Below are 21,169 nucleotides of genomic sequence, written 5' to 3'. Positions count from 1 at the left end.
GATCTCCCACTTAGCTGTCTCCTTTCTTTTGCCATCTTGAAGTGGGAGTCCTACTGTCCCTTAATGCGGGATAAAAAAGATTAATAAACAAGCGAACTATCCATACTAGGCAAAAAAGGAGGGACTAGATTGAATAGTTTAGCTAGCACTGAAAACAGTAAGAAACTGTCCCACAGTGCCGTCTCCATACTATTATTGTTAGCCATGCTAGATGCAGTATTTACTCATGTCGGACTACAGAGTGGGCATATAACAGAGGCAAACCCACTAATGAGATTCTTATATGATTTCAACGTAGGACTCTTTTTTGTGATCAAGATGTTATTGCCACTCGTTTTAATGAAATTGTTATCGAGATTTGAACCAAATCCATTCATTCAATTAATGATTGCCGGAACCATTTTCCTTTACGTATTCGTACTTCTCATGCACATCTATTGGTTTGCTCTCCTGTTTATTTAAAATACCCAGCAACTAGTGAGTTGCCGGGTTTGGCTCAACCGTACGACGTGTCTTATCTTCTCTTTCCCACCTTTTTAAGGAAGGGAAAGGATCATAAGCCCACTCTGTCCGTCCGTTAAACTTATACATTCCGTAATGAAGATGGGGAGCAAACTTTCCTGAGGTACCCTTTTTCCCATAGCCGGAGCTCCCTACATAGCCTATTACCGCTCCCGGCTCTAGAATATCCCCTTCTTTTAAGCCTTTTTTGAAACCGGATAGATGAGCATAATAATGATACGTATTATTTACATCTCGAATGCCAATCCTCCAGCCACCATAATCATTCCAGCCCATTGTTTCAATTATTCCGTACGTAGCAGATTTTACTGGTACTCCCGTCGAGGCAAACAAGTCCGTTCCTTCATGGATTCTTCTGCCTCCCCAGCCCCTTGAATCTCCCCAAGTACTTCGATAGCTATAGTTATATTGAAGCGCTAGAGGAAAAGCACGCTTATCTAAATTCAGCGTTTCAAAATGCTTATATAGCTTGGCATTTGTAGTAATTTGCTTCACAGCTTCGTCCTGAAGGTAATAGTCCTTTAACGCTTTCTTAAAATCCTTTTCAGAATGCACTCGTAAGATTAGATATTGGGTTAAGGTGAATAAAACATCCTCATCGCTGGAGCGATCCGCCAAACCATCGCCATTTCCATCCATCCCATTCCCTTCAAAATAAGAAATAGTCCGAACGTCTGTATCGTCCCCTCTAGGATTTAAAGGACCAACCCAAAAATCATCTGTCAGCTGAATCGCTAGTACACCTTCTCTTTTCGTTAAATCACTTCGTACCTCTTGAATATTTCGTTCATATTGATCGATAGCCGCAAGATAATACCAAGGCAGCGTATCACTCGAGTATTTCACATAGTAATCCATACGAGCGTTTAGAATTTCTTCCCGGGATTGCCCCTCAGCTGCTACGCCAACGGAAGCAAAAGGAAAGAAAAGCAAGAATCCCAATAAGCATGTCCATAGTAGGCTTTTCAACTTTTGACCTCCCTTTAAAAATCTCTCTTTATTTTTGCCCATTCACGCATTTTCATGAATGGAAAAAGAAATTTAATAAATAGAAGAAGTTTGTACAACCTAAAAGTGAACAAAAAAAAGAATCCGATTTTAATCAGATTCTCTAGCATATAAATCCATAAAAGGTTCACTCATGACCGCAAAAGCACCAGTCAATGAAAAAAGAAAGCATCTACGAAAATCCTAATCTCGCAAATGCTTTTTTGTCGTTCCTTTTTCAAATGGCTTACACCGTTGTTTCTTTCCGAATCTGCATCGAAATTTTTTCCTTACATGCAGCGATAAAACCTTTAAAAATAGAGATAGAAGGACTGTCATCCTTTAAAAGTAATGATTCAGGATGCCACTGTATTCCCATGACAAATGGATGGAACTCACTTTCAAAAGCCTCAATAATGCCATCGCTCGCCATGCCACTCACACGAAAACCGTCTGGAATATTACGTACAGCTTGATGGTGGAAGCTATTTACCTTGAAACGTTCCTCACCTACTACGTTTCTTAGCACAGAGTCCTTATTTACCTGTACAAAATGAGAGGCATGTGTACGTGGAGCCTTTTGATCATGCTGTATTATCCTTGCTTCCGATTGTGTATAAATATCCTGATACATATCCCCACCTAGAGCGATACTGAGTATTTGAGCCCCACGACAAATTCCTAAAATAGGCTTGTTTTGAGCCAGCATTTTCTTAATAAGATCAATCTCGAACTCATCTCTTTCAGGGACTATACTTCCTAATGCTTGATGCGGCTCTTCCCCAAACAATGTTGGATCTATATCGCCACCACCCGTTAAAAGTAACCCGTCAATTAGATTGGCAATGGAATCTGTTAGCCCTCTTTCCATATTCGGAAGGACAATTGGAATCCCTCCAAACCTTGTAATAGCCTCTATATTATCGGTAGAAACAGACAGAATTTGCTCCTTTAAATTTGAAGAAACACCAATGATAGGCTTCATCTAAAAACTCCTTTTCATTTTATAAAGGATCCGTTTCCACTTAATTGTTTCCCTTATGGTTGATAGTAGACCTCGACATTTAAGAAGTGTACACTTCCACTTTCATGATTTTTGATTCTATAAAATTACGATATGCAAATCCTCTAACTGCATCCTCTGAGTAATATTTAAGTAGCTCATTTATGAGATTCTGGTATACCCCGGCATGCTCCAAGCCCTTGGTATAGACGTCTATTCCATCAAAATCAGAGCCTAGACCAATATGTCGTAATCCTCCTAGTGAACAAATATGATCAATGTGCTTAATTAGATCTGACATGTCACTTGTTTGATTGCCCGTAATAAAAGGCGGATAAAACACTACATGAATATGTCCCTCTTTTTCTATCAAGCTTTTGATTTGCTCATCCTTCAAATTTCGTGGATGCGGACAGAGAGTATAGCTATTCGAATGAGAAGCAAATGGATAATCCGCTAGTTCCATGACGTCCCAAAAGCCCTTCTCAGAAAGATGGGATACATCTGTCAACACTCGGTGCTCGTTATTAAACTTCACGACTTCTTTCCCAAGGTCCGTCAAGCCTGCCCCTCTACTTTCTTCTGCTCCATCCGCACAAAGATTAGCGTTATTCCATGTTAACCCAATGGATAGAACACCTAACCGATATAAATGGCGAAGCTTAGAAAGGTCATTACCAAAAGCATCGGCCCCTTCTAAAGTAAGAACAGCCCCTATTTCATCTGCTCTTAGTTTCGTCAGGTCCTCCCATTTCTTTATATGCTTCATTTGTGGATTTTTACCCAAAATTTCTGTGTAAAATAGATCAATCTGTTCCAGTGCAGCAGCCCACTTCTGCTCCACCGGTATGTTGGGATAAATAAAAATCGCAAAAAACTGTGCCTTCACTTCTCCTGCTTGTAGCCTGTGTAGATTTGTTTCTAACTCATCCGAGGTAGCAAAATTAAGTAGTTCTCTTCCATATTTCCTACCGTTTTTCGCCATTTGAAGCTTTAGTAAAGCATCACAATGCGTATCAATGATATACATTCCAATCTCCCTCTTTTCGTAACACTAGCTATCCTCATTATAGTATCATCTGATTGAAAGTTCTATTTTTTCTCAAAATGTTGATAGGCTAGTAAAGAGATAGCAGCAATAGGCTCGTCCCCTTGGTAGTCTAAATTGTCCCCGATGGAATAAACAGTAATCACATATTTTGTCCCATTCGGCAAATATACGATACCCGCATCATTAAACACCGTGCCTAAGCTGCCAGTCTTATTCGCTACCTTTCTATCCCGTGGCAGCTTTCCTGGAATTCGTTGCTGGTAATGCTGTTTGAATAAAATTTCTAGCATGTCCTGTGAGCATTCTTGAGACACAAACTCACCTTTTGCAATAGCTTCCAAAAGCTTCGTCATCCCTCTAGCAGTACTCGTATTACTATCCTTTCTTTCTTGAAAAACAATGCTATCCAAATCATATTTCCCATCTATCAAACGAGTAATAATCCGGTGAAACAGTTCCTCACTATAGGTTGAAGATTCTATCCCAGCACTTAAGCTCAATAACTCCCAACAGGTGTGACTTAGATGGATATCCTCAAAACCAAGTGCTTTCATCCTTTGTTCTACGTACTGCGGTCCACCAACTATCTGCAAAATTTTATCCGTGGCCAGATTATCACTGACAATAATCATAAGAGTCGCTAAATCCTTGATAGTGGGCTGAGCACCATAGGTAAACTCTTGAAATACACCGGAACCTGGCACATAATCCTGCTGATCAAGGATTACTCTTTCGTATAAATCTATCTCCCCTTTATATACCTTCTCAAAAAGAGCTGCTAGTATAGGGATTTTAAATACACTTGCCATCTGAAACAGGCGGTCAGCATGGATACCTACCTCCTCTCCCGACTCCAAGTGCTTTATATAAACGCCAAATGTTGCACTCTTTCCTTCTACATAAGCTTCCACAGCTTCCTGTAATCCCATCGCATAACCCCTCTAGATAATAAAATTTTAAAAATATTTAGTTTATTTTATGATATAAAATTTAAAGAAAAAGGAAAATCGTTACTTTCTACTATTTTTACGCCGAAGAAAGTAAGAATATGAGGAGAAAAATTTATTGCGCAGAAATCTATTAAAAAAAAGAAATCAATGCCCCTTGCAGAGCAAATTCCAAATGATTAAGGGCGAAGATGGAAAGACAGGATTTTTATCCTGAGGATTATTTCAATCAGATAGGATGATTAGCACAGCGTGGTAGGTACGACAGCACAACTACACGCGCAAGCTTTGGGGGCTTGGATTAAGTGAGTTGAGACATAGCAACAGCACGTGTTAGTGTGTTTAGCTATGGCTTCTTTTTAAGGAGGGAAAACTAAAAACATCACATCCTATGACAACGTTTTCCTGACCAACTTCCTGTTGAACTCCACTTAAAGGGTCCAACAAAGCGGTGAGCGGAAAATCTCCAATTAATAGGTTATAACCTTTGTGAAATAAATTAATCATAATCTATTTTTAGGAGTATAAACTTGTGGTTCGGAGCAGCGTCGGCGACTCCTGTGGGAGCAAGGTGATAGGTAAGACAGCGCAACCACGCGCGTTAGCGATGGGTGCTGGCTAAGGGGGTTGGAAAACTAAGATCGTCACATCCTGTGACAACGTTTTCCTGACCAACTTCCTGTTGTCCTCCGGGAAAGCGTCCGACGATGCGGAGAACCAAGGGTCCAAAATTGACCACTATCCTGTTAGCACCCGGAAGAAAGCGTCAAAAAACCCTTATGAATAAAACCATAAGGGTTCTCATCTGTTTTCTCATACTCTCCCTCTCTTGTTAAAAAACCGACCAAAGAAGGACGCGATCACCTGTTGAAAGAGCATACCAAGCACTACAGGTAACGCAACAAGCGGAGGGAAATAAGAGGTGGCAAGCACCACTCCCGCACTTATATTCCGCATTCCACCTAAAAAAGTAAGCGTCGTGATATTCTCATCACTTTGTTTCAACAGCCTTCCAACTAAATACGAAACAAAATAACCACACACAGCAATAAACAGAACAAGCAAACCAAGGCCAACTAACGTCAGCTTAGCCTCCACTAGATAGGGAGCAACCACTGCCCCATTCAGCATTACCACTAAAGAAAGACCCGCCTTCGAAAAAGGAGCAAGCCTTGCACTTAAAATCGCAACCACTTTCCCTTTCGTCGCTTGGTTCAATGTCATTCCAGCTATAGACGGAACTACAATCATCCAAAATAGCCCAACCATCATACTAGAAGAGTCAATTTGAACATTCCCGCCAACCAAAATCGACAAGGTTAATGGGACAAGTAGTGGAGATAAAAGAGAATCTAATAAAATGACCGTTAGCGCAAGCGCATTATTCCCTTTGCACATCGCCACCCAAACAAAGCTTGTAATACCTGTTGGAATAGCCATAGCTAGAACTAAGCCTGTGATGGTATATGTATCATCTGAATAAAAAATATGCCCCATCCCTAATGCAAAAAGCGGCATCACAATATGCAGTACAAGCATGGCTAGAAATATGGGAAGTGGATGTAGTACTACATCTCGAAAGGAAGCAAAGCTTGAATTTAGACTTCCTGCAAACGTCATGAACGCAAAAATCCATGGAATCAGCCAAGCATATGCAACAATATGCTCAGATACAAGAACACCGATTAAAACACTTACGGGAATCAAGTAAGGGGCGATCTTTTCTAAAAGTCTATTTATCTTCCATAACATATTTGCTGGACCCCTTTTTATTGATATCTAACCTATATTATATAGACATCAAGTAAAAAAGTGCATTCCATTTCATCACCGTGGCTCATAAGCACAAAAAAACTGTCCTCTAAATGCTAGGACAGCTTTCTACTTCTATCAGCATCACCCAACTGGGGGATGAATCGGAATTTGCTGTGTTTCAGATCCAACTGGTGGGTGAATCGGAATCTGTTGTTCATTAAACCCTATCGGTGGATGAATCGGAATTTGCTGTTCATCGAATCCCACTGGTGGATGGATTGGAATTTGCTCTTTGGTGTCAGCTACACTCACCCCAGTACCAAATGCAAATAACGCTACTGCACTAACCGTAATAATCCCTGTAATCATTTTGTTTTTTTTCATCTCTAACACTCCTTTTGAAATTAAATAAATTGTACTGCCTTTTCAAATTTGCCTTCTTGCCTATAATATTCTCCTAACAGCTGTGAGAACTGCTGATGAACTTCCTTTAACTCCTCATTTCTTGCTGTATAAGGAAGTAGTCTTCCTTCTAGAAACTTCATAGCCTTAGGTTTGTCATCCTCTAGCAAATATAAGTAAAAGATAGAAAACAAACGATATGGAAGCTTCTGTTTCTCTTTAGCCTCCAACTTTAGCTGTAAAAAGGTTAACTTACTTTCCTCCTTCTGTTCCAAGCGTAGCTGCGTGATTGCTAGATTATATAAGCAAAGCAAATAATGTTCTGTCTCCTTTGGCATTAGAGCAGTACTCTTCTCAAAGTAATGCAAAGCTATTTCATAGTCTCCCTTATTTTGATAGAGATCTCCGATGTTATGATAGATATGAGGCAACAGATGATGCTGTTGGAGCAGCTCCACATTTCGTAGTAAATGCTCATAGGTTTCTATGGCTTCATGATAAACCTTACCGCGAGAGTAATTGAGGGCTAAAGACATTAGCGTATGAAGAATACGCTTAAAATTAAACTGATCCTTATAAAATTGCAGGGCCTTCCTTCCATAGATAATTGCTTGACTCGATTCTTCCAATCTCCCCTTTACTACAGCAATGTGATAATAAATTTCCCCTTCAAACATTCCTAACTCTTTATTTTCTAGGAGTATTTTGGAGAGCTCTCTATCAGCCTCCTCGTATTTACCCCTTAGAAGTAAAACTAAAGCACCGAAATAGAAAAACATGAAATTCTCATGTTGGGAAAAATTCTGCTTATGGGCGTTCAGCCATCTATATTGATTTTCAGCTAAGCCCTTTTCCTTAGTAAAAACATAGAAACGTAGTCTATAAAGCTCGTATAGATAAATATATTCCGTGAAGACAATCATCTCTTCGAAGTCCTTTAACTCCTCTAATGTCTCCTTCGCTTTCACCTCCTCTTGGAAATTCATATGCTCTAGCAGTCGGTTTAATAAGTACTGGATGTTTTGCTCACTCTTTTTAACGTCTTGTAGATTAATCTTCAAACGCTCTAGTAACAAGCGTATAGTCTCAGTATTTGCTTCTTTACTATTGTTTTCTATCTTACTCAAATGAGGAATCGAACATATTCCCATTGCCAAGGTATTTTGTGTCATACCTTGTTTTGTGCGGTGATACTTGATCAACGAGCCTATTTTCATTGCTTCTTCCTCCTACATTAATAACTATATTGATATATATAGTAATCGAAATTTTCCCAATAAACAAAAATATAGTGGTGTGATAGTTTTAAAGTGTACTACAAATTCAAATCGAAAAGGAGTTAGGATGAATGAAAAAAGTAAAAATGGCAGTACTCAGTTTATTAATCGCAGGATCTATGGCAGCACCAGTACAAGCAGGTTCACTTGCTAGTGAAAGCAACTCCGCAGACAGAAACTCTAGTGAAAAGTTTCGTGTCTATGTAGAAGCGAATAACAAAGCAGCAAAGGCCTCATTAACAAATCAATATAGTGTGCGCTGGGAGCTATCAGAAAATGGTTTTTCAACCGATATGAATGAAAAGCAATTCGAGGCATTACAAAAAAACAAAAACATAACTGTTACAAAGGTTCCAGTGGTGACTGTAGACGCAATTGGACTTGATAATAAGGAAACCGTTGAACAAAGCGCTCCGGACAACCAAGTTGCAGCAAGAGCTTCTCAGCAGGTGCCTTGGGGTATTAAAGCTATTTATAATAACAATAATTTAACCTCTACATCTGGAGGAAGCGGTATTAACATCGCAGTCTTGGATACAGGAGTAAACACCTCTCATCCTGATTTAGTAAATCGTGTAGAACAATGTAAAGACTTCACTGGTTCTTCAACAGTTATCAACAACAGCTGTACAGATCGCAATGGACATGGGACTCACGTTGCGGGTACAGCACTTGCTGACGGTGGTAGTGACAAAGGTGGAGTTTATGGGGTTGCACCAAGCGCTGACCTTTGGGCTTATAAAGTATTAACAGATAGCGGTTCTGGTTATTCAGATGACATCGCAGCTGCAATTAGACACGCAGCAGACCAAGCATCCTCTACAGGCACAAAAACAGTTATTAACATGTCCCTTGGATCTTCTGCGAATAACAGCTTAATCTCTAACGCAGTAAACTATGCATATAACAAAGGTGTGCTAGTGGTTGCTGCAGCTGGTAACTCTGGCTACTCTCAAAGGACAATTGGTTACCCTGGTGCACTAGTGAATGCGATTGCCGTGGCAGCATTAGAAAACGTTCAACAAAACGGTACTTACCGTGTAGCTGACTATTCTTCTCGTGGATATGCTTCTACAGATGGAGACTACTCGATTCAACAAGGAGATATTGAAATCTCCTCTCCAGGTTCATCTGTTTACTCCACTTGGTACAACGGAGGATATAACACAATCAGCGGAACTTCCATGGCTACTCCTCATGTTGCTGGATTAGCAGCAAAAGTTTGGGCTCAAAATCCATCTTGGTCTCACACTCAACTACGCACAAACTTACAAAATAGAGCGAAAGCAGTAGACATCAAAGGTGGATACGGCGCTGCAACTGGCGACGACTATGCATCAGGCTTTGGCTTTGCACGCGTTCAATAAAACCGAATAATACGCAAACGATCATGTTTCCCCAAAAAGCAAATAAAGGCAGTCATTCAAGTCTTTTATGATAAAGAGGTTACCAGCTAAGCTGGCAGCCTCTTTTCTTTTTATTAAAAACCTCTATTAAACTATCTTTACATAATAATTAAGACCTATTAAGTTATACTAAAATAATTTAATTCTTCTATAATCATCTCATACGGTCTTATTTACCTAATAAAAGTTAGTATTATTTTCTTAATTATCTAAAAAGTATGATTCTAATATCCAAAATGTGTGATACTCATGATATGCTTCTAAGTGGACGCTTTAAGCGACCATACGATAAAAGGAGATGAAACGTAGATGTCCATTTGGAAAAAGTTTGGAGCTTGGATTATTATTTTCGCCCTATCATTTAGTAGCTTTTCTTTCGCTTTACAAACAGAAGCAAAAGCTGATCAAACGACACGTGGTGAATATATTACCGCTCTTGTAGAAGCACTTGACTTAGAATTAGGTGATGGGAAATCTATCAAATTTAAAGATGTTAATAAAGAGCTAGCGCCTTATGTAGAGGCTGCACTAAATAACGGCCTGACAAAAGGGACGACTCCTACAACGTTTAGTCCAAACAAAGCGTTAACACGTGAACACGCATTCATTTTCGCATCCCGTGCAGCAAAAACGGGAGATACGTTCTCTACAGACTTACTAAATCGCTTTAAAGATAAAAAGAAATTTAAAGCTGGTGAGCTTCCAGAAATCGCAAAGGCTGTTGGTCTTGGATTACTACTAGGCTACGAGGATGGCACGGCTAAACCTCAAAGCATCGTTACTAAGAAGCAAGCACAAAAAATACTTGATCGCTTAAAAGATGCTATCGGAAAAGGAAACAACTCTGTAAGCCTAAGAATTCTAGGAACCTCTGATTTACATACAAACTTTGTAAACTATGATTATTATCAAGACAAGGTTTCGAATTCTGTAGGACTTGCCAAAACGGCAGTTTTAATTGAGCAAGCAAGAAAAGAAAACCCAAATACAATCCTTGTAGATAATGGAGATTTAATTCAAGGAACGCCACTTGGTGGATATAAAGCAAACGTTGAACCTATAAAAGAGGGAGAAGTTCACCCCGCACTTGCTGCGTTGGCTGCTGTAAACTTTGACGCTACTACATTAGGTAACCACGAGTTCAACTATGGCTTAGATTACCTAGACAAAGTAATCGACTCTTCTCCAATTCCTATGCTAAATGCTAATGTCTATGATGCAAAAACAAAAGAAAACCGTTATACTCCATACACTATTTTGAACAAAGAAGTCGTAGACAATAAAGGTAAAAAGCAAACAATCAAAGTAGGATTAATCGGTGTAGTTGCCCCTGGAATCGTTCGTTGGGACAAAGCACATCTTGATGGTAAAGTGAATGTTGAGGATGCTGCGGATACTGTTGAAAAATTTGTACCAGAAGTAAAAGCAAAGGGTGCAGATGTAATCGTTGTGCTTGCTCACTCTGGTATGGGTGACGAAGAGCATACCAAACTAGAGGATGATGTAGCTTACCAGATTACCAAGCTTAAAAACGTAGACGCTGTAATTACTGGACATAACCATGGTGTATTCCCAGGTGAATACGGAGAGTTACAGCATGTTAATCAAGAACAAGGTACAATTAACGGAACTCCAATTGTGATGCCAGGGAAATTCGGCAGCCACTTAGGCGTTATCGACTTAACGTTAGTAAAAGCAGGACAATCTTGGAAGGTAACAAAAGGTACTGGAGCTGTTCGTGAAATTGATTCTACAACGGATGTAGTAAATCAAAAAGTCGTAGATGCAGTAAAAGAAGCACACGAAGGCACAATTAAGTATGTACGAGAGGCTGTTGGAGAAACAACTGCTCCTATTAATAGCTACTTTGCATTAGTACAAGATGACCCTTCTATTCAAATCGTAACAAATGCTCAAAAATGGTATGTAGAAAACAAGGTTAAGGGTACAGAATTTGCCGACCTACCTGTACTTTCTGCAGGCGCTCCATTTAAGGCTGGCGGACGTAATGGTGCAGATTACTACACCGAAATCCCAGCTGGGGAGATTGCAATTAAAAACGTAGCAGATTTGTATGTATACGATAATACTGTTTTTGCACTAGTTATGACAGGTGCTGATATTAAAGAATGGTTAGAAATGTCTGCTGGACAGTTCAACCAAGTAGATCCTTCTAAAACCGGAGAACAAAATATTATCAACAGTGAATTCCGTACGTACAATTTTGATGTAATTGACGGGGTCACATATGAATACAATCTTACACAACCAGCTAAATATGACTACTCTGGTAAGACGATTAATGAAAAAGCAAGCCGTGTAGTAAACCTACAATATAACGGCAAGCCAATCGACCCGCAACAAAAATTCCTTGTAGCAACTAACAACTACCGTGCAAGCGGAAGCTTCCCTGGGGTACGTAATGCTTCAGAAGCAATTGATTACGCTTACGAAAACCGTCAAGCAATCATCGACTACATGATCGAGGTTGGAAAAATTGATCCGTCTGCTGATGGTAACTGGAAGTTCACAAAAACAGATGCCAACCTAATTTTTGAAACATCTGCAAAAGCAAAAGACTTTGTCGGTACAGGCAGCGGCATTAAATATCTAGCACCAACAGAAAACAGCTTCGCAAAATATTCATTCACACCATAAGAAAAGCGTAAGTGCCTATCCTGCCCCGACAAGCAAATGGAGGACGACGAGGAGGTACTCGGCCACCGCAGTCGGGCTACATTTGACCTCGAGGGGCAAGGCGCTGAAGCTGGACACCCAAGAAAAGCGTAAGCGCCTGTACTGCCCCGACAAACAAATGTAGGACGACGAGGAGGCACTCAGCCACCGCAGTCGGACTACATTTGACCTGGCTAGATAATATAAAAGAGGAGAAGGGCTCATGCCCTCCTCCTCTCTTTTATATGATGAATACCTCATATCCGCAATAGACTGTCAGTAAAGAAAGAGCTGCAAATACAATATCCTCTCCCTTACTCCCTGTCCTAATTGTCAACGGCAATCTAACTCTGATACTGATTGGAAAAAACAACTTAATTCCATTCTTCGTACCCATATCCAAAAGCAAGTGGCTTGCCATGCCAGCTATCAAACCGTAGATAATCGCCTCATGTGAAACAAATGCTTGCAGCAATGCCCCTATAATCATTAGAAACAACAGACTATGTGTCAAAGAACGATGCCCAAAGATCACTTGAACTATTTTGGACAAAATGGGTAGTCTTTTACCAATCCAGCTTCCCCCATGACATATATCTGGTATCAATGCACCTAACACTCCCGCACCCATCAACAAAACCGGCTCCAAACTCGTGAACTGCGCAGTCGCAAGCCCAGCTACTAGCCCACCAATAACATGCGTATTTCCAGTCATTTCTATCTCCTCTTTCCTCTAGAAACTTTACCTTATCAACGGTCTGGAATGAATAGGTTATTATACATGTTTCTAGAATAGACTTTTAGTTACCATAAACTTCTATAATGTGGATGTAGGTAAATTAGAGGTTCTTCACCATAACTTGGGGTTGATTTCCGTTTTGGCTGGACGCTTTCCTGGGGGCGCGGCTCCAACTAAATTGTTTCGGATGCTTCCGAAACAATTGGATTTTCCGCACGCGCTTATCCCCTAGGAGTCGCCAGCCGACACTTCAATCAACTTTTTCTTATATGTCATCCTACCACTTTTCAAGAAAATAGGTTTAAATTTAACTGAGACTTATTATAGGCTTTATATAAATTTATTATTTTGAAGTTACATATAAAGGGTTCGGGGAACATTATTGAAAGCTCAATGATACATTGTATGATAGCTTTTATTGACCATATCCAGCTGATTTTAACATCGTACCGCGAAAGTGCCCTAGTGGATAACCCACTACGATTTTTTTGAAGTAAGTACATTTTTCTAAAAAATAAAATAGTCCATACTATCTCGTTTGATTTTATTACAAATAATTATATGTCGGTACTTCTTTATACAACTAAGGAAGCTTAAAAGATATTTAACTATAGCAGAGAACCTGCTATGAAAATGCAGGAAAGCACTTATGATTTATAAAATCATAAGTGCTCACCAATTGTTTTGATTCATCCTTTTTACATTTCCACATCATCTGCAAACATATCTTTTTTCTTTTTCACTTCTGCAATTATACTTAAAACCAGCACAACTACAGCTAGAGTTAGAAGCGTGCCTGTTATAGGACGAGCTAATAATGAAAGGAAGTCTCCTTGAACAATCGTTAACGATTGCATCAGTGCATCTTCCATTAGCTGCCCCAGTACGAATGTTAATACAAGAGGAGCTAGAGGAATATCTGTTTTTTTAAATAGATATCCTATTATCCCGAATACCAGCATCACCCCAACATCGAACAAGCTATTTCGCAACGTGTATGTTCCAGTAATTAAAATCAGTAAGATGATTGGGAACAATAATTTAAAAGGAATTCTTGTAATATTTGCCCACAGACCCGCTAAAGGTAGATTCATAATAAGTAGTAGAAGGTTACCAATAAACATACTAGCTATTACTGCCCATACAAAGTCTGGACTTTCACTAAATAGAGTCGGTCCTGGTGTCAGACCATGCATAATAAATGCCCCAAGGAGAATCGCTATAGTTGGGGAGCTAGGAATACCTAATGTAAATAAAGGAATTAGAGCTGCTCCAGAATAAGCGTTGTTTGCCGTTTCAGGTCCCGCTACTCCCTCAATTGCACCCTTCCCAAAACGAGAAGGATCCTTTGCAAATCTTTTCTCCACCGCGTAAGAGATTAATGGAGGAATTACAGCATTTGTACCAGGAATCAGTCCAATTCCAAAGCCGATACCTGTCCCTCTCGTTATTGCAAGCATCGTAGGCTTCCACTCTTCTCTCTTAGGAAATAATCCTTGTAACTTGGGAGGCTTTTCTGCCTTCAAGCGCTGCTCTGCACTTAAAAGTATTTCCGATAATCCAAATAACCCCATCGCTATTGTTACAAAGTCAAAACCCTCCATTAAATTTATTTGACCAAATGAAAATCGTACCATCCCAGTAATCGGATCCATCCCAATAGTAGCCAGTGTAAGTCCAATAACCGCTGCAATTGCTCCTCTTAACAAGGATTTCCCCATGAGACCAATTACCATCGTCATTCCAAATAGCATTAAAGCAAAATATTCTGGCGGACCAAACTTCAAAGCAAAGTTCGCTAAAATTGGTCCAACCAACACTAGCCCTATTACCGCCACAATTCCACCTACAAAGGATCCTATTGCAGCAGTACCTAATGCTGCACCTGCTCGTCCCTGCTTAGCCATTGGATAGCCATCAAACGCAGTGACGACTGAGGCTGCTTCTCCTGGTGTATTAATTAAAACAGAGGTAATTGTCCCTCCATACATAGCTCCGTAATAGATACCCGCTAGCATAACGATAGCCGAAATTGGCTCCATCCCAAAAGTTAATGGAATCAATATAGCGGTACCTGCACTTGGACCTAAGCCAGGCAGTACCCCAACTAACATTCCCACTGTCACACCTATTAAACAGTAGAATAAGTTCCATCCTGTAGCTGCAGTCGCAAATCCTGAAATTAAATATTCAATTGTACCCATGTTTTCCCCCCTACCATCCGAATACATTCACAGGCAGCGGAACGCCTAATAATGTTTTAAAGGTTAAAAATACTGCTAATGTAGTAACTATTGAAATTCCTACTGCTGAATACCATTTCATTTCTCCTAAAAATAATAAACAGAGCACCAAAATACCCGTTACTGTAAAGCCGATATATGGAGAAAGTAAAATAAATAACACAACTGCTATTAAAATTCTGCCAACCTGCCACATTCTTTTTCCAGTAGGAAAAGCATCCTTAAAGTAAATTTTATTTTTAGTGAGAGAACTCACAATGTAAGATATAGCAAGTATTGCAAGCAATCCACTTAATATCATTGGAAATAATCCTGGTCCTGGGCCTATATCGCTATATATCTTATAAGTTGTTGATTGCCAGAAAATTAAAGCTGAAAACAGGAAAATAATAATTCCTATCCATACACCCAAGTTTTTCAATTCATCACTTCCCCTTCCTTACATAATTCCATTTAATATTATTCAGAAATATGTTAACATTCATTCTAAAAAGATAATTATAGAAGGAGCTATTATTATGAGAAATACTCTCTTATTACCATCTTTTTGGTTGGAAAATACACCATATAATTGGGATAGCCTCGAACTAGAAGGAATTATGACACAATACAAGAAAGGTGAAATTCTCTTTCTAGAAGGTGATACTATGCAAACTGTGTATCTTATTAAGCAAGGAAAAGTAAAGTTATCTATTACCAATAAGGATGGCAATGAAAAAACTGTTGGTTATCTGGGAAATAACAGTATCGTCGGGACCTCTTCCTTGTTTAATGATGCACAGTATATGTTCAATGCTACGGTAATTTCTAAAAGTAATCTCTTCAAGTTTGATCGTGATCAATTTATCCAAAAAGTATTAAAAAATGACGTACTCACTCAACAAATTTTAAAAATCATGAGCATGCGAATCAGAATGCTCACAGCTCATGTGCTTGACCTGTCCTTTCATCATTCATTTCATAGACTTGCAAAAGTCCTGATAGAAGTCAGCGATACATACGGTAAACCTTTGCCTGACGGCTCGATATTTATTGATTTCAAAATAACACAAAGAGAATTCTCTGAGATTATTGGAACCACTTTAGTTACTGTATCTAATCACTTAAAAAAGCTGATTGAGCTAGGAATAATCCAAAAACAGCAGCAACATTACATAATCTTAGATATGCCGGCACTTATTGAAATCACAAAAACGAAAAACATTTAGCTATAAAAATTTAAAATCACAGCCCTCATCAGCCTGAAGAACATTCTCTACATACATCTTTGTATAGCCCCTAGAAATAATATTCTTCAGCTTAGGAGTGGCTTGTTTTCTTAATTCCAGTTCATCTTCTGAGACATGTAGATGCAGTATACGATTATGTAAATTAAATTCAATCATGTCCCCGTCTCTTACTAAATCTAATGGTCCTCCTATGGCAGCCTCGGGAGTAACATGTAAAATTACCGTTCCAAAAGCTGTTCCACTCATTCTTCCATCAGATATCCTTACCATGTCCTTAACACCCTGCTCTAATAATTTTTTAGGGATTGGAATATATCCTGCTTCTGGCATCCCAGGTCCACCTACAGGTCCGATGTTTTTCAAAATTAATACAGTATCCTTATCTACTTCTAGATTAGAATCATCTATCCGCTTATCCATATCTTCTACATTTTGAAAAACCAGTGCCCTTCCGAGATGCTCAGTAATAGATGCACTTGAATGTTTTATAATAGCCCCTCTTGGTGCCAAGTTGCCCCTTAAGACTGCTAATCCTCCGCTTTTTGACAAGGCATCCTCTTTGTTTCGAATAATATCCTTGTATACTTCGTATTTATTTACATCGATTAAATTTTCTCGTAATGTTTTTCCTGTCACAGTTTGCTCGTCTAAAAACAAATAATCCTTTAGTTCCTTTAACAGGACCGGAACTCCACCTGCCTTATGAAAATCCTCCATTTGATATGTACCCGCTGGCCTGATATTTGCAAGTAGCGGAGTATTTTTACTGATTTCATCAAAATCGTCTAAAGAGATAGAAAACCCAAGTCTTCTAGAAATTGCAATAAGGTGAATTATTGTGTTTGTGGAGCCACCAATAGCCATTAATGCTGTAATCGCATTTCGGAGAGATTTTTCAGAAATAATATCACTAACTTTCCTTCCTTCTTCCACAAGCTTAACTATTCTCTTTCCAGATTCCAGACTATGACTTAGACGCTCATTATGTGAAGCTGGAATGGAAGCTCCTCCAGGAAGCATGATACCCATCGTTTCAGCACATACAGCAATGGAGCTGGCACTTCCCATCACCATACAATGGCCAGCTGTCGGAGCTAATTGAGCATTTATTTTCCCAAGCTCCTCTTCGTCAATTTTACTTGCACGATACTCTTGCCAAAAGAAACGACAATCCGAGCAAGCCCCTAGAGTTCTTCCCTTATACTCACCATTATTCATAGGACCACCAGTGACTAAAATCGATGGGATATTTGCACTCGCAGCACCCATTAACAAAGCAGGTGCCATTTTATCGCAGCCACCAATTAAGACCACTCCATCAATTGGCTGTGCTTGTATCATTTCTTCTGTATCCATTGCAGCTAGATTTCTATACAGCATGGTCGTTGGAAACGTATTAATCTCTCCTAATGAAATAATAGGAAATTCTAAAGGAATACCGCCTGCCATGAGCACGCCCTTTTTGATAGCCTCTACTATTGGCTTTAAGTGAGAATGACATCGGTTAATTTCACTATAGGTATTACAAATACCGATGATTGGTTTACTTTGATCCTCCAACGAAAACCCAAGATGCCTATTAAACGCTTTGCGTATAAATTTACTAAAACCAATGTCACCATAAGATGTTAGTTTATTGTTATACATATGGCTAATCCTCCCTTAACTTTTTATAAATTTACTCTTAAGGAGATTTAGCGCATCTTCATGCCCTGAATGAAACACACTTATCGCCATCTGTGAGGAAACATAATCTAAGGACTGCTTTAAGGTCATCGTCTGTGATTCCTTCACTACTCGTTTCGTCATTTGAATTACTTCCTGTGATTTTGATTGTAAGCTTCTACAAAACTCTTTTGTGTACACTTCTATTTCACTTGGTGGCACTAGATGCGTCACTAACCCTAATTGGTAAGCTTCTTCAGCATTCAATACCTTTCCAGTCCAAAATAATTCTAACGCTCGATCCATGCCTATGATTCTTGGAAGATAATATCCTCCGCCATCTCCTGGAACGATACCAGCATTAATATAGGTTTCTCCCATTTTAGCTTCTGTAGAAGCGATTCGAATATCACACATCAACGCCATATCCAAACCTGCTCCCATCGCATGCCCATTGATCAATGCAATCATTGGTTTATCAATGTCCTCCATAAGGAGCGGAATACGTTGTATATTTCTCCATAGACTATCTTTAACTGCCAGGGGAGTACTCCTGAAATCGGTTGGCCTATTGGATGATTGAGCTAAAAAGCCCTCTTTATTAATCATTGCCTTTACATCACCACCAGCACAAAAAGCGCGACCATTCCCAGTTAAAACACCACAATAAATAGAGGAATTATCTCTTATTTCCTGTAAAGCATCTATCCATAGATCTATCATTTCCTTACTAAAAGCGTTCATTTTATCAGGTCGATTAAGAGTAATATACGCCACATGATCTTCTACCTTAAACAGTAAGTCTGTCATAGGATTGAACAACTCCTTCCTCTACCATTAAATCTATTTGAGATTGACTAAAGCCTAATCTTTCTAGAATTTCAATAGAATGCTCTCCCAATAGATTAGAGTGTGCCTGAACCTTAACAACAGAACGTGAGAAATGAATTGGCACCTTAATTACCGGTACCTTACCTAGCAAGGGATGATTCGTTTCTTCAATTATTTTATGTTCTTTTATGATGTCAGAGTTAACAAGCTCTTTTATTCCCCAAACAGGTCCGTGTAGAATATTCTTCTCTTCAAAAATGTCGCACCATTCTTGTGTAGTTTTTTGAAGAAAAGTTTCATCAAGTGTCTCTCTTAAAGCCTCTCGGTGTACAACTCTTTTATGATTTGTATCAAATTTTTGTCTTAATAAATCAAGTCTATCTATGGCGTTACAGAATGGCTCCCATGCATGATCTGCCTGAGCACCAGCCATAATCCACCCGTCCTTTGTAGGGAAAGCTTGATACGGAACGACTTGGGAATGCTGATTTCCCATTGGAACAGGATTCTCTCCAGTGGCAATATATTGGCCGAATCTTGTAGACAAGTTTAGAACCATCATATCTAGGAGATTTAACTCGATTTTTTGTCCCTCTCCACTTTTTTCTCTTTCATACAATGCCGCCGCTATTGCCCCAAATCCAATAAAAGCTGTTGTATTGTCGGCAATAGGGACCCCAGGCAAAATGGGAGGTGAATTTTCGTCATTTGCAGTCATGCTCATTACTGCGCCCATTCCTTGGATAATTGGGTCCATACCTGGTCGATGCTTATATTTACCTTCTTCACCAAAGGCTGAAATACTTAAATAAATTATTCGAGGGTTTAACTCTCTTGCTTGCTCATAACCTATCCCCAGTTTTTCCATTACTCCAGGTCGATAGTTTTCAATGATTACATCTGACTCTTTTATTAATTGCTTAACCGCCTTTAAACCAGATTCGTTTTTTAAATCAATTGACAACCCTTTCTTCCCATGGTTGTAGGCTATATATAAATAACTCTCTCCCTTTTCAAAATAAGAACCTGTCTTTCTTACTTGGTCACCAGATGTAGGTTCTATCTTAATAACATCAGCTCCTAAGTCTGAAAGTATATTTCCACAATATGGAGCAGAAAGCCAATGAGTAAACTCTAAAACTTGTAATCCACTAAAAACTCCTTTATTCAAAGAAAACCTCTCCTTTAGTATCCCAATAAATCACTTAGACTTTTAACGTCTTCCTCGTCTTTCTGCATCATTTCTTTATACTCAGATGGACTTAAGTAATGAACCTGTAATCCTTGATTATTCATTTGTTCAATATGTTCTGCTTTTTCCATTGCATTCTTTAATGCATTACTCAAAATCTCCAACTTTTCTTCAGATAATCCAGAAGGTGCTGCAATACCTCTTGCAGAACTAAAAATTAAGTCCTCATAGCCTAACTCAACAGTTGTTGGAACCTCTTTTAAAAATGGAGATCTCTCTTCTGAGAAAACTGCTATCGCCTCAAGCTGCTGGTTCTCATGCAATTTAACTGCCTCACCAGTTTTTGCTACAAACAGATCTACATGTCCTCCTAATACTTGGGTAGATCCTTCAGCTGCACCTTTTGTATGAACAGGGGTAATATTTGTTCCATAATATTCATTCATTTTTAATATAGCCATGTGATCATTACTTCCATTGCCCGATGTTGTAGCTGTTAAATGATTTTTCTTTGCATATTCAATCATTTCATCGAAATTTGTAAAACGAGTTTCTCCTTTCTTAATTGCCACCACACCCGGGTCTAACACATGATTAGCGATAAATTGAAAATTAGTTAAGTCTTCTTTTCTATTATTCTGTGGATCTAAATAGCCAGTAATAATATTCGGGGAGTTTATATAACCAATTGTGTAACCATCCGGATCTGAATAAGCTAAGTCAGACCATGCAACCCACCCTGCACCGCCAGGTTTATTTTCAACATTCACAGTCACACCCAACTCTTCCTCTAAATACTTTTGTAAGATTCTAGCACCTGTATCTGTTCCTCCACCAGCTGCATACGCCACAAGTAACGTTATCGGCTTGTCCGGAAAATCTGCTGCACTATCCTCTCCAGAAACAGTATTGTTACATCCACTCACCAGAATTACCCCTAATAATAATAGTAATAGCTTTTTCATCATTCCATCCTCCTTTGAAAGTAAACGCTTTCATTCATGTGGAGAATTATACAGCGAGAAATAAATAAAAAATATAAAATATTTTATATTTTCAGTATTTATCCATAAAAATTTTAGAACGTATTGAAAAATTTTTCATTCAGGGAAAGATAGTAGTCTTTAGGGTAAAATTATTTTTAGTTCCACTAGTGAGACGGAGGAATCAGTTAGTGAACTAAATAGATAGAAACTAACACAAAAAACCACACCTTTAACAGGAACATTCATGACTGACTGTCA

18 protein-coding genes are annotated in these 21,169 nt (G+C 39.0%); 4 read left to right on the top strand and 14 right to left on the bottom strand.

Features of this window, described 5'->3' with window-relative positions:
* Positions 1–129: 129 nt before the first annotated feature.
* On the top strand, positions 130–462 hold the full coding sequence (locus tag AC1ECF_RS15245) for a DUF5658 family protein (RefSeq protein WP_480390283.1): 333 nt from the start codon (positions 130–132) through the stop codon (positions 460–462).
* 12 nt (positions 463–474) lie between these two features.
* Here AC1ECF_RS15245 and AC1ECF_RS15240 read toward each other — a convergent pair whose 3' ends face one another.
* The 7 genes from AC1ECF_RS15240 to AC1ECF_RS15210 form a co-directional block, all read right to left on the bottom strand.
* The gene (locus AC1ECF_RS15240; RefSeq protein WP_480390282.1) at positions 475–1,491 is read right to left on the bottom strand and encodes a M23 family metallopeptidase; all 1,017 of its coding nucleotides are present in this window, start codon (positions 1,489–1,491) and stop codon (positions 475–477) included.
* A gap of 265 nt (positions 1,492–1,756) precedes the next feature.
* Entirely contained in the window at positions 1,757–2,494 is a 738-nt protein-coding gene (locus tag AC1ECF_RS15235; protein WP_480390281.1) for a gamma-glutamyl-gamma-aminobutyrate hydrolase family protein, read from the bottom strand.
* A gap of 79 nt (positions 2,495–2,573) precedes the next feature.
* Complete coding sequence (locus AC1ECF_RS15230) at positions 2,574–3,542, bottom strand: dipeptidase (RefSeq protein ID WP_480390280.1); 969 nt, start codon at positions 3,540–3,542, stop codon at positions 2,574–2,576.
* 62 nt (positions 3,543–3,604) lie between these two features.
* Complete coding sequence (locus tag AC1ECF_RS15225; protein WP_480390279.1) at positions 3,605–4,492, bottom strand: serine hydrolase; 888 nt, start codon at positions 4,490–4,492, stop codon at positions 3,605–3,607.
* 831 nt (positions 4,493–5,323) lie between these two features.
* Positions 5,324–6,262, bottom strand: a complete 939-nt coding sequence (locus tag AC1ECF_RS15220) for a bile acid:sodium symporter family protein (RefSeq protein ID WP_480390278.1) — start codon at positions 6,260–6,262, stop codon at positions 5,324–5,326.
* A gap of 144 nt (positions 6,263–6,406) precedes the next feature.
* Entirely contained in the window at positions 6,407–6,649 is a 243-nt protein-coding gene (locus AC1ECF_RS15215; protein ID WP_480390277.1) for a hypothetical protein, read from the bottom strand.
* Between the two features lie 20 nt (positions 6,650–6,669).
* A complete protein-coding gene (locus AC1ECF_RS15210; protein ID WP_480390276.1) occupies positions 6,670–7,884 on the bottom strand; it encodes a tetratricopeptide repeat protein in 1,215 nt (404 codons plus the stop codon).
* Between the two features lie 131 nt (positions 7,885–8,015).
* On the opposite strand from AC1ECF_RS15210, the gene AC1ECF_RS15205 reads away from it, so the two are divergent.
* Together AC1ECF_RS15205 and AC1ECF_RS15200 are read left to right on the top strand one after the other, a co-directional pair.
* Complete coding sequence (locus tag AC1ECF_RS15205) at positions 8,016–9,311, top strand: S8 family peptidase (protein ID WP_480390275.1); 1,296 nt, start codon at positions 8,016–8,018, stop codon at positions 9,309–9,311.
* Between the two features lie 348 nt (positions 9,312–9,659).
* Positions 9,660–12,008: a bifunctional 2',3'-cyclic-nucleotide 2'-phosphodiesterase/3'-nucleotidase gene (locus AC1ECF_RS15200; protein ID WP_480390274.1), complete on the top strand. Its 2,349-nt coding sequence runs from the start codon at positions 9,660–9,662 to the stop codon at positions 12,006–12,008.
* Between the two features lie 259 nt (positions 12,009–12,267).
* Here AC1ECF_RS15200 and AC1ECF_RS15195 read toward each other — a convergent pair whose 3' ends face one another.
* The 3 genes from AC1ECF_RS15195 to AC1ECF_RS15185 form a co-directional block, all read right to left on the bottom strand.
* Entirely contained in the window at positions 12,268–12,741 is a 474-nt protein-coding gene (locus AC1ECF_RS15195) for a metal-dependent hydrolase (RefSeq protein WP_480390273.1), read from the bottom strand.
* Between the two features lie 722 nt (positions 12,742–13,463).
* On the bottom strand, positions 13,464–14,969 hold the full coding sequence (locus tag AC1ECF_RS15190; RefSeq protein ID WP_480390272.1) for a tripartite tricarboxylate transporter permease: 1,506 nt from the start codon (positions 14,967–14,969) through the stop codon (positions 13,464–13,466).
* A 10-nt stretch (positions 14,970–14,979) separates the two neighbouring features.
* Entirely contained in the window at positions 14,980–15,429 is a 450-nt protein-coding gene (locus tag AC1ECF_RS15185) for a tripartite tricarboxylate transporter TctB family protein (protein ID WP_480390271.1), read from the bottom strand.
* A gap of 97 nt (positions 15,430–15,526) precedes the next feature.
* Here AC1ECF_RS15185 and AC1ECF_RS15180 point away from each other — a divergent pair, with 97 nt between their 5' ends.
* Positions 15,527–16,216, top strand: a complete 690-nt coding sequence (locus tag AC1ECF_RS15180; protein ID WP_480390270.1) for a Crp/Fnr family transcriptional regulator — start codon at positions 15,527–15,529, stop codon at positions 16,214–16,216.
* Here the strand turns inward: AC1ECF_RS15180 and AC1ECF_RS15175 are convergent, their stop codons facing one another.
* The 4 genes from AC1ECF_RS15175 to AC1ECF_RS15160 are packed head-to-tail and all read right to left on the bottom strand — an operon-like array spanning position 16,217 to position 20,890.
* Entirely contained in the window at positions 16,217–17,884 is a 1,668-nt protein-coding gene (locus AC1ECF_RS15175) for a dihydroxy-acid dehydratase (RefSeq protein WP_480390269.1), read from the bottom strand. It lies immediately after the preceding gene.
* A gap of 15 nt (positions 17,885–17,899) precedes the next feature.
* Positions 17,900–18,712 (bottom strand): enoyl-CoA hydratase/isomerase family protein, encoded by an 813-nt coding sequence (locus tag AC1ECF_RS15170; protein ID WP_480390268.1) that lies wholly within the window; start codon positions 18,710–18,712, stop codon positions 17,900–17,902.
* On the bottom strand, positions 18,693–19,904 hold the full coding sequence (locus AC1ECF_RS15165) for a CaiB/BaiF CoA transferase family protein (protein WP_480390267.1): 1,212 nt from the start codon (positions 19,902–19,904) through the stop codon (positions 18,693–18,695). Before AC1ECF_RS15165 ends, AC1ECF_RS15170 begins: the two co-directional genes overlap by 20 nt.
* Before the next feature lie 14 nt (positions 19,905–19,918).
* Entirely contained in the window at positions 19,919–20,890 is a 972-nt protein-coding gene (locus AC1ECF_RS15160; RefSeq protein WP_480390266.1) for a tripartite tricarboxylate transporter substrate binding protein, read from the bottom strand.
* Between the last annotated feature and the right edge of the window lie 279 nt (positions 20,891–21,169).

The organism is Psychrobacillus sp. Z3-81 (assembly GCF_056620325.1).
The sequence above is the reverse complement of the archived record's forward strand: the minus strand, read 5'-3'. Positions and strand labels throughout refer to the sequence as shown.

Coding starts and splice junctions, on each gene's coding strand:
- AC1ECF_RS15235 (WP_480390281.1), bottom strand. CDS start 2,494: ATGAAGCCTATCATTGGTGTTTCTTCAAATTTAAAGGAGCAAATTCTG.
- AC1ECF_RS15230 (WP_480390280.1), bottom strand. CDS start 3,542: ATGTATATCATTGATACGCATTGTGATGCTTTACTAAAGCTTCAAATG.
- AC1ECF_RS15225 (WP_480390279.1), bottom strand. CDS start 4,492: ATGGGATTACAGGAAGCTGTGGAAGCTTATGTAGAAGGAAAGAGTGCA.
- AC1ECF_RS15220 (WP_480390278.1), bottom strand. CDS start 6,262: ATGTTATGGAAGATAAATAGACTTTTAGAAAAGATCGCCCCTTACTTG.
- AC1ECF_RS15215 (WP_480390277.1), bottom strand. CDS start 6,649: ATGAAAAAAAACAAAATGATTACAGGGATTATTACGGTTAGTGCAGTA.
- AC1ECF_RS15210 (WP_480390276.1), bottom strand. CDS start 7,884: ATGAAAATAGGCTCGTTGATCAAGTATCACCGCACAAAACAAGGTATG.
- AC1ECF_RS15205 (WP_480390275.1), top strand. CDS start 8,016: ATGAAAAAAGTAAAAATGGCAGTACTCAGTTTATTAATCGCAGGATCT.
- AC1ECF_RS15200 (WP_480390274.1), top strand. CDS start 9,660: ATGTCCATTTGGAAAAAGTTTGGAGCTTGGATTATTATTTTCGCCCTA.
- AC1ECF_RS15195 (WP_480390273.1), bottom strand. CDS start 12,741: ATGACTGGAAATACGCATGTTATTGGTGGGCTAGTAGCTGGGCTTGCG.
- AC1ECF_RS15190 (WP_480390272.1), bottom strand. CDS start 14,969: ATGGGTACAATTGAATATTTAATTTCAGGATTTGCGACTGCAGCTACA.
- AC1ECF_RS15180 (WP_480390270.1), top strand. CDS start 15,527: ATGAGAAATACTCTCTTATTACCATCTTTTTGGTTGGAAAATACACCA.
- AC1ECF_RS15175 (WP_480390269.1), bottom strand. CDS start 17,884: ATGTATAACAATAAACTAACATCTTATGGTGACATTGGTTTTAGTAAA.
- AC1ECF_RS15170 (WP_480390268.1), bottom strand. CDS start 18,712: ATGACAGACTTACTGTTTAAGGTAGAAGATCATGTGGCGTATATTACT.
- AC1ECF_RS15160 (WP_480390266.1), bottom strand. CDS start 20,890: ATGAAAAAGCTATTACTATTATTATTAGGGGTAATTCTGGTGAGTGGA.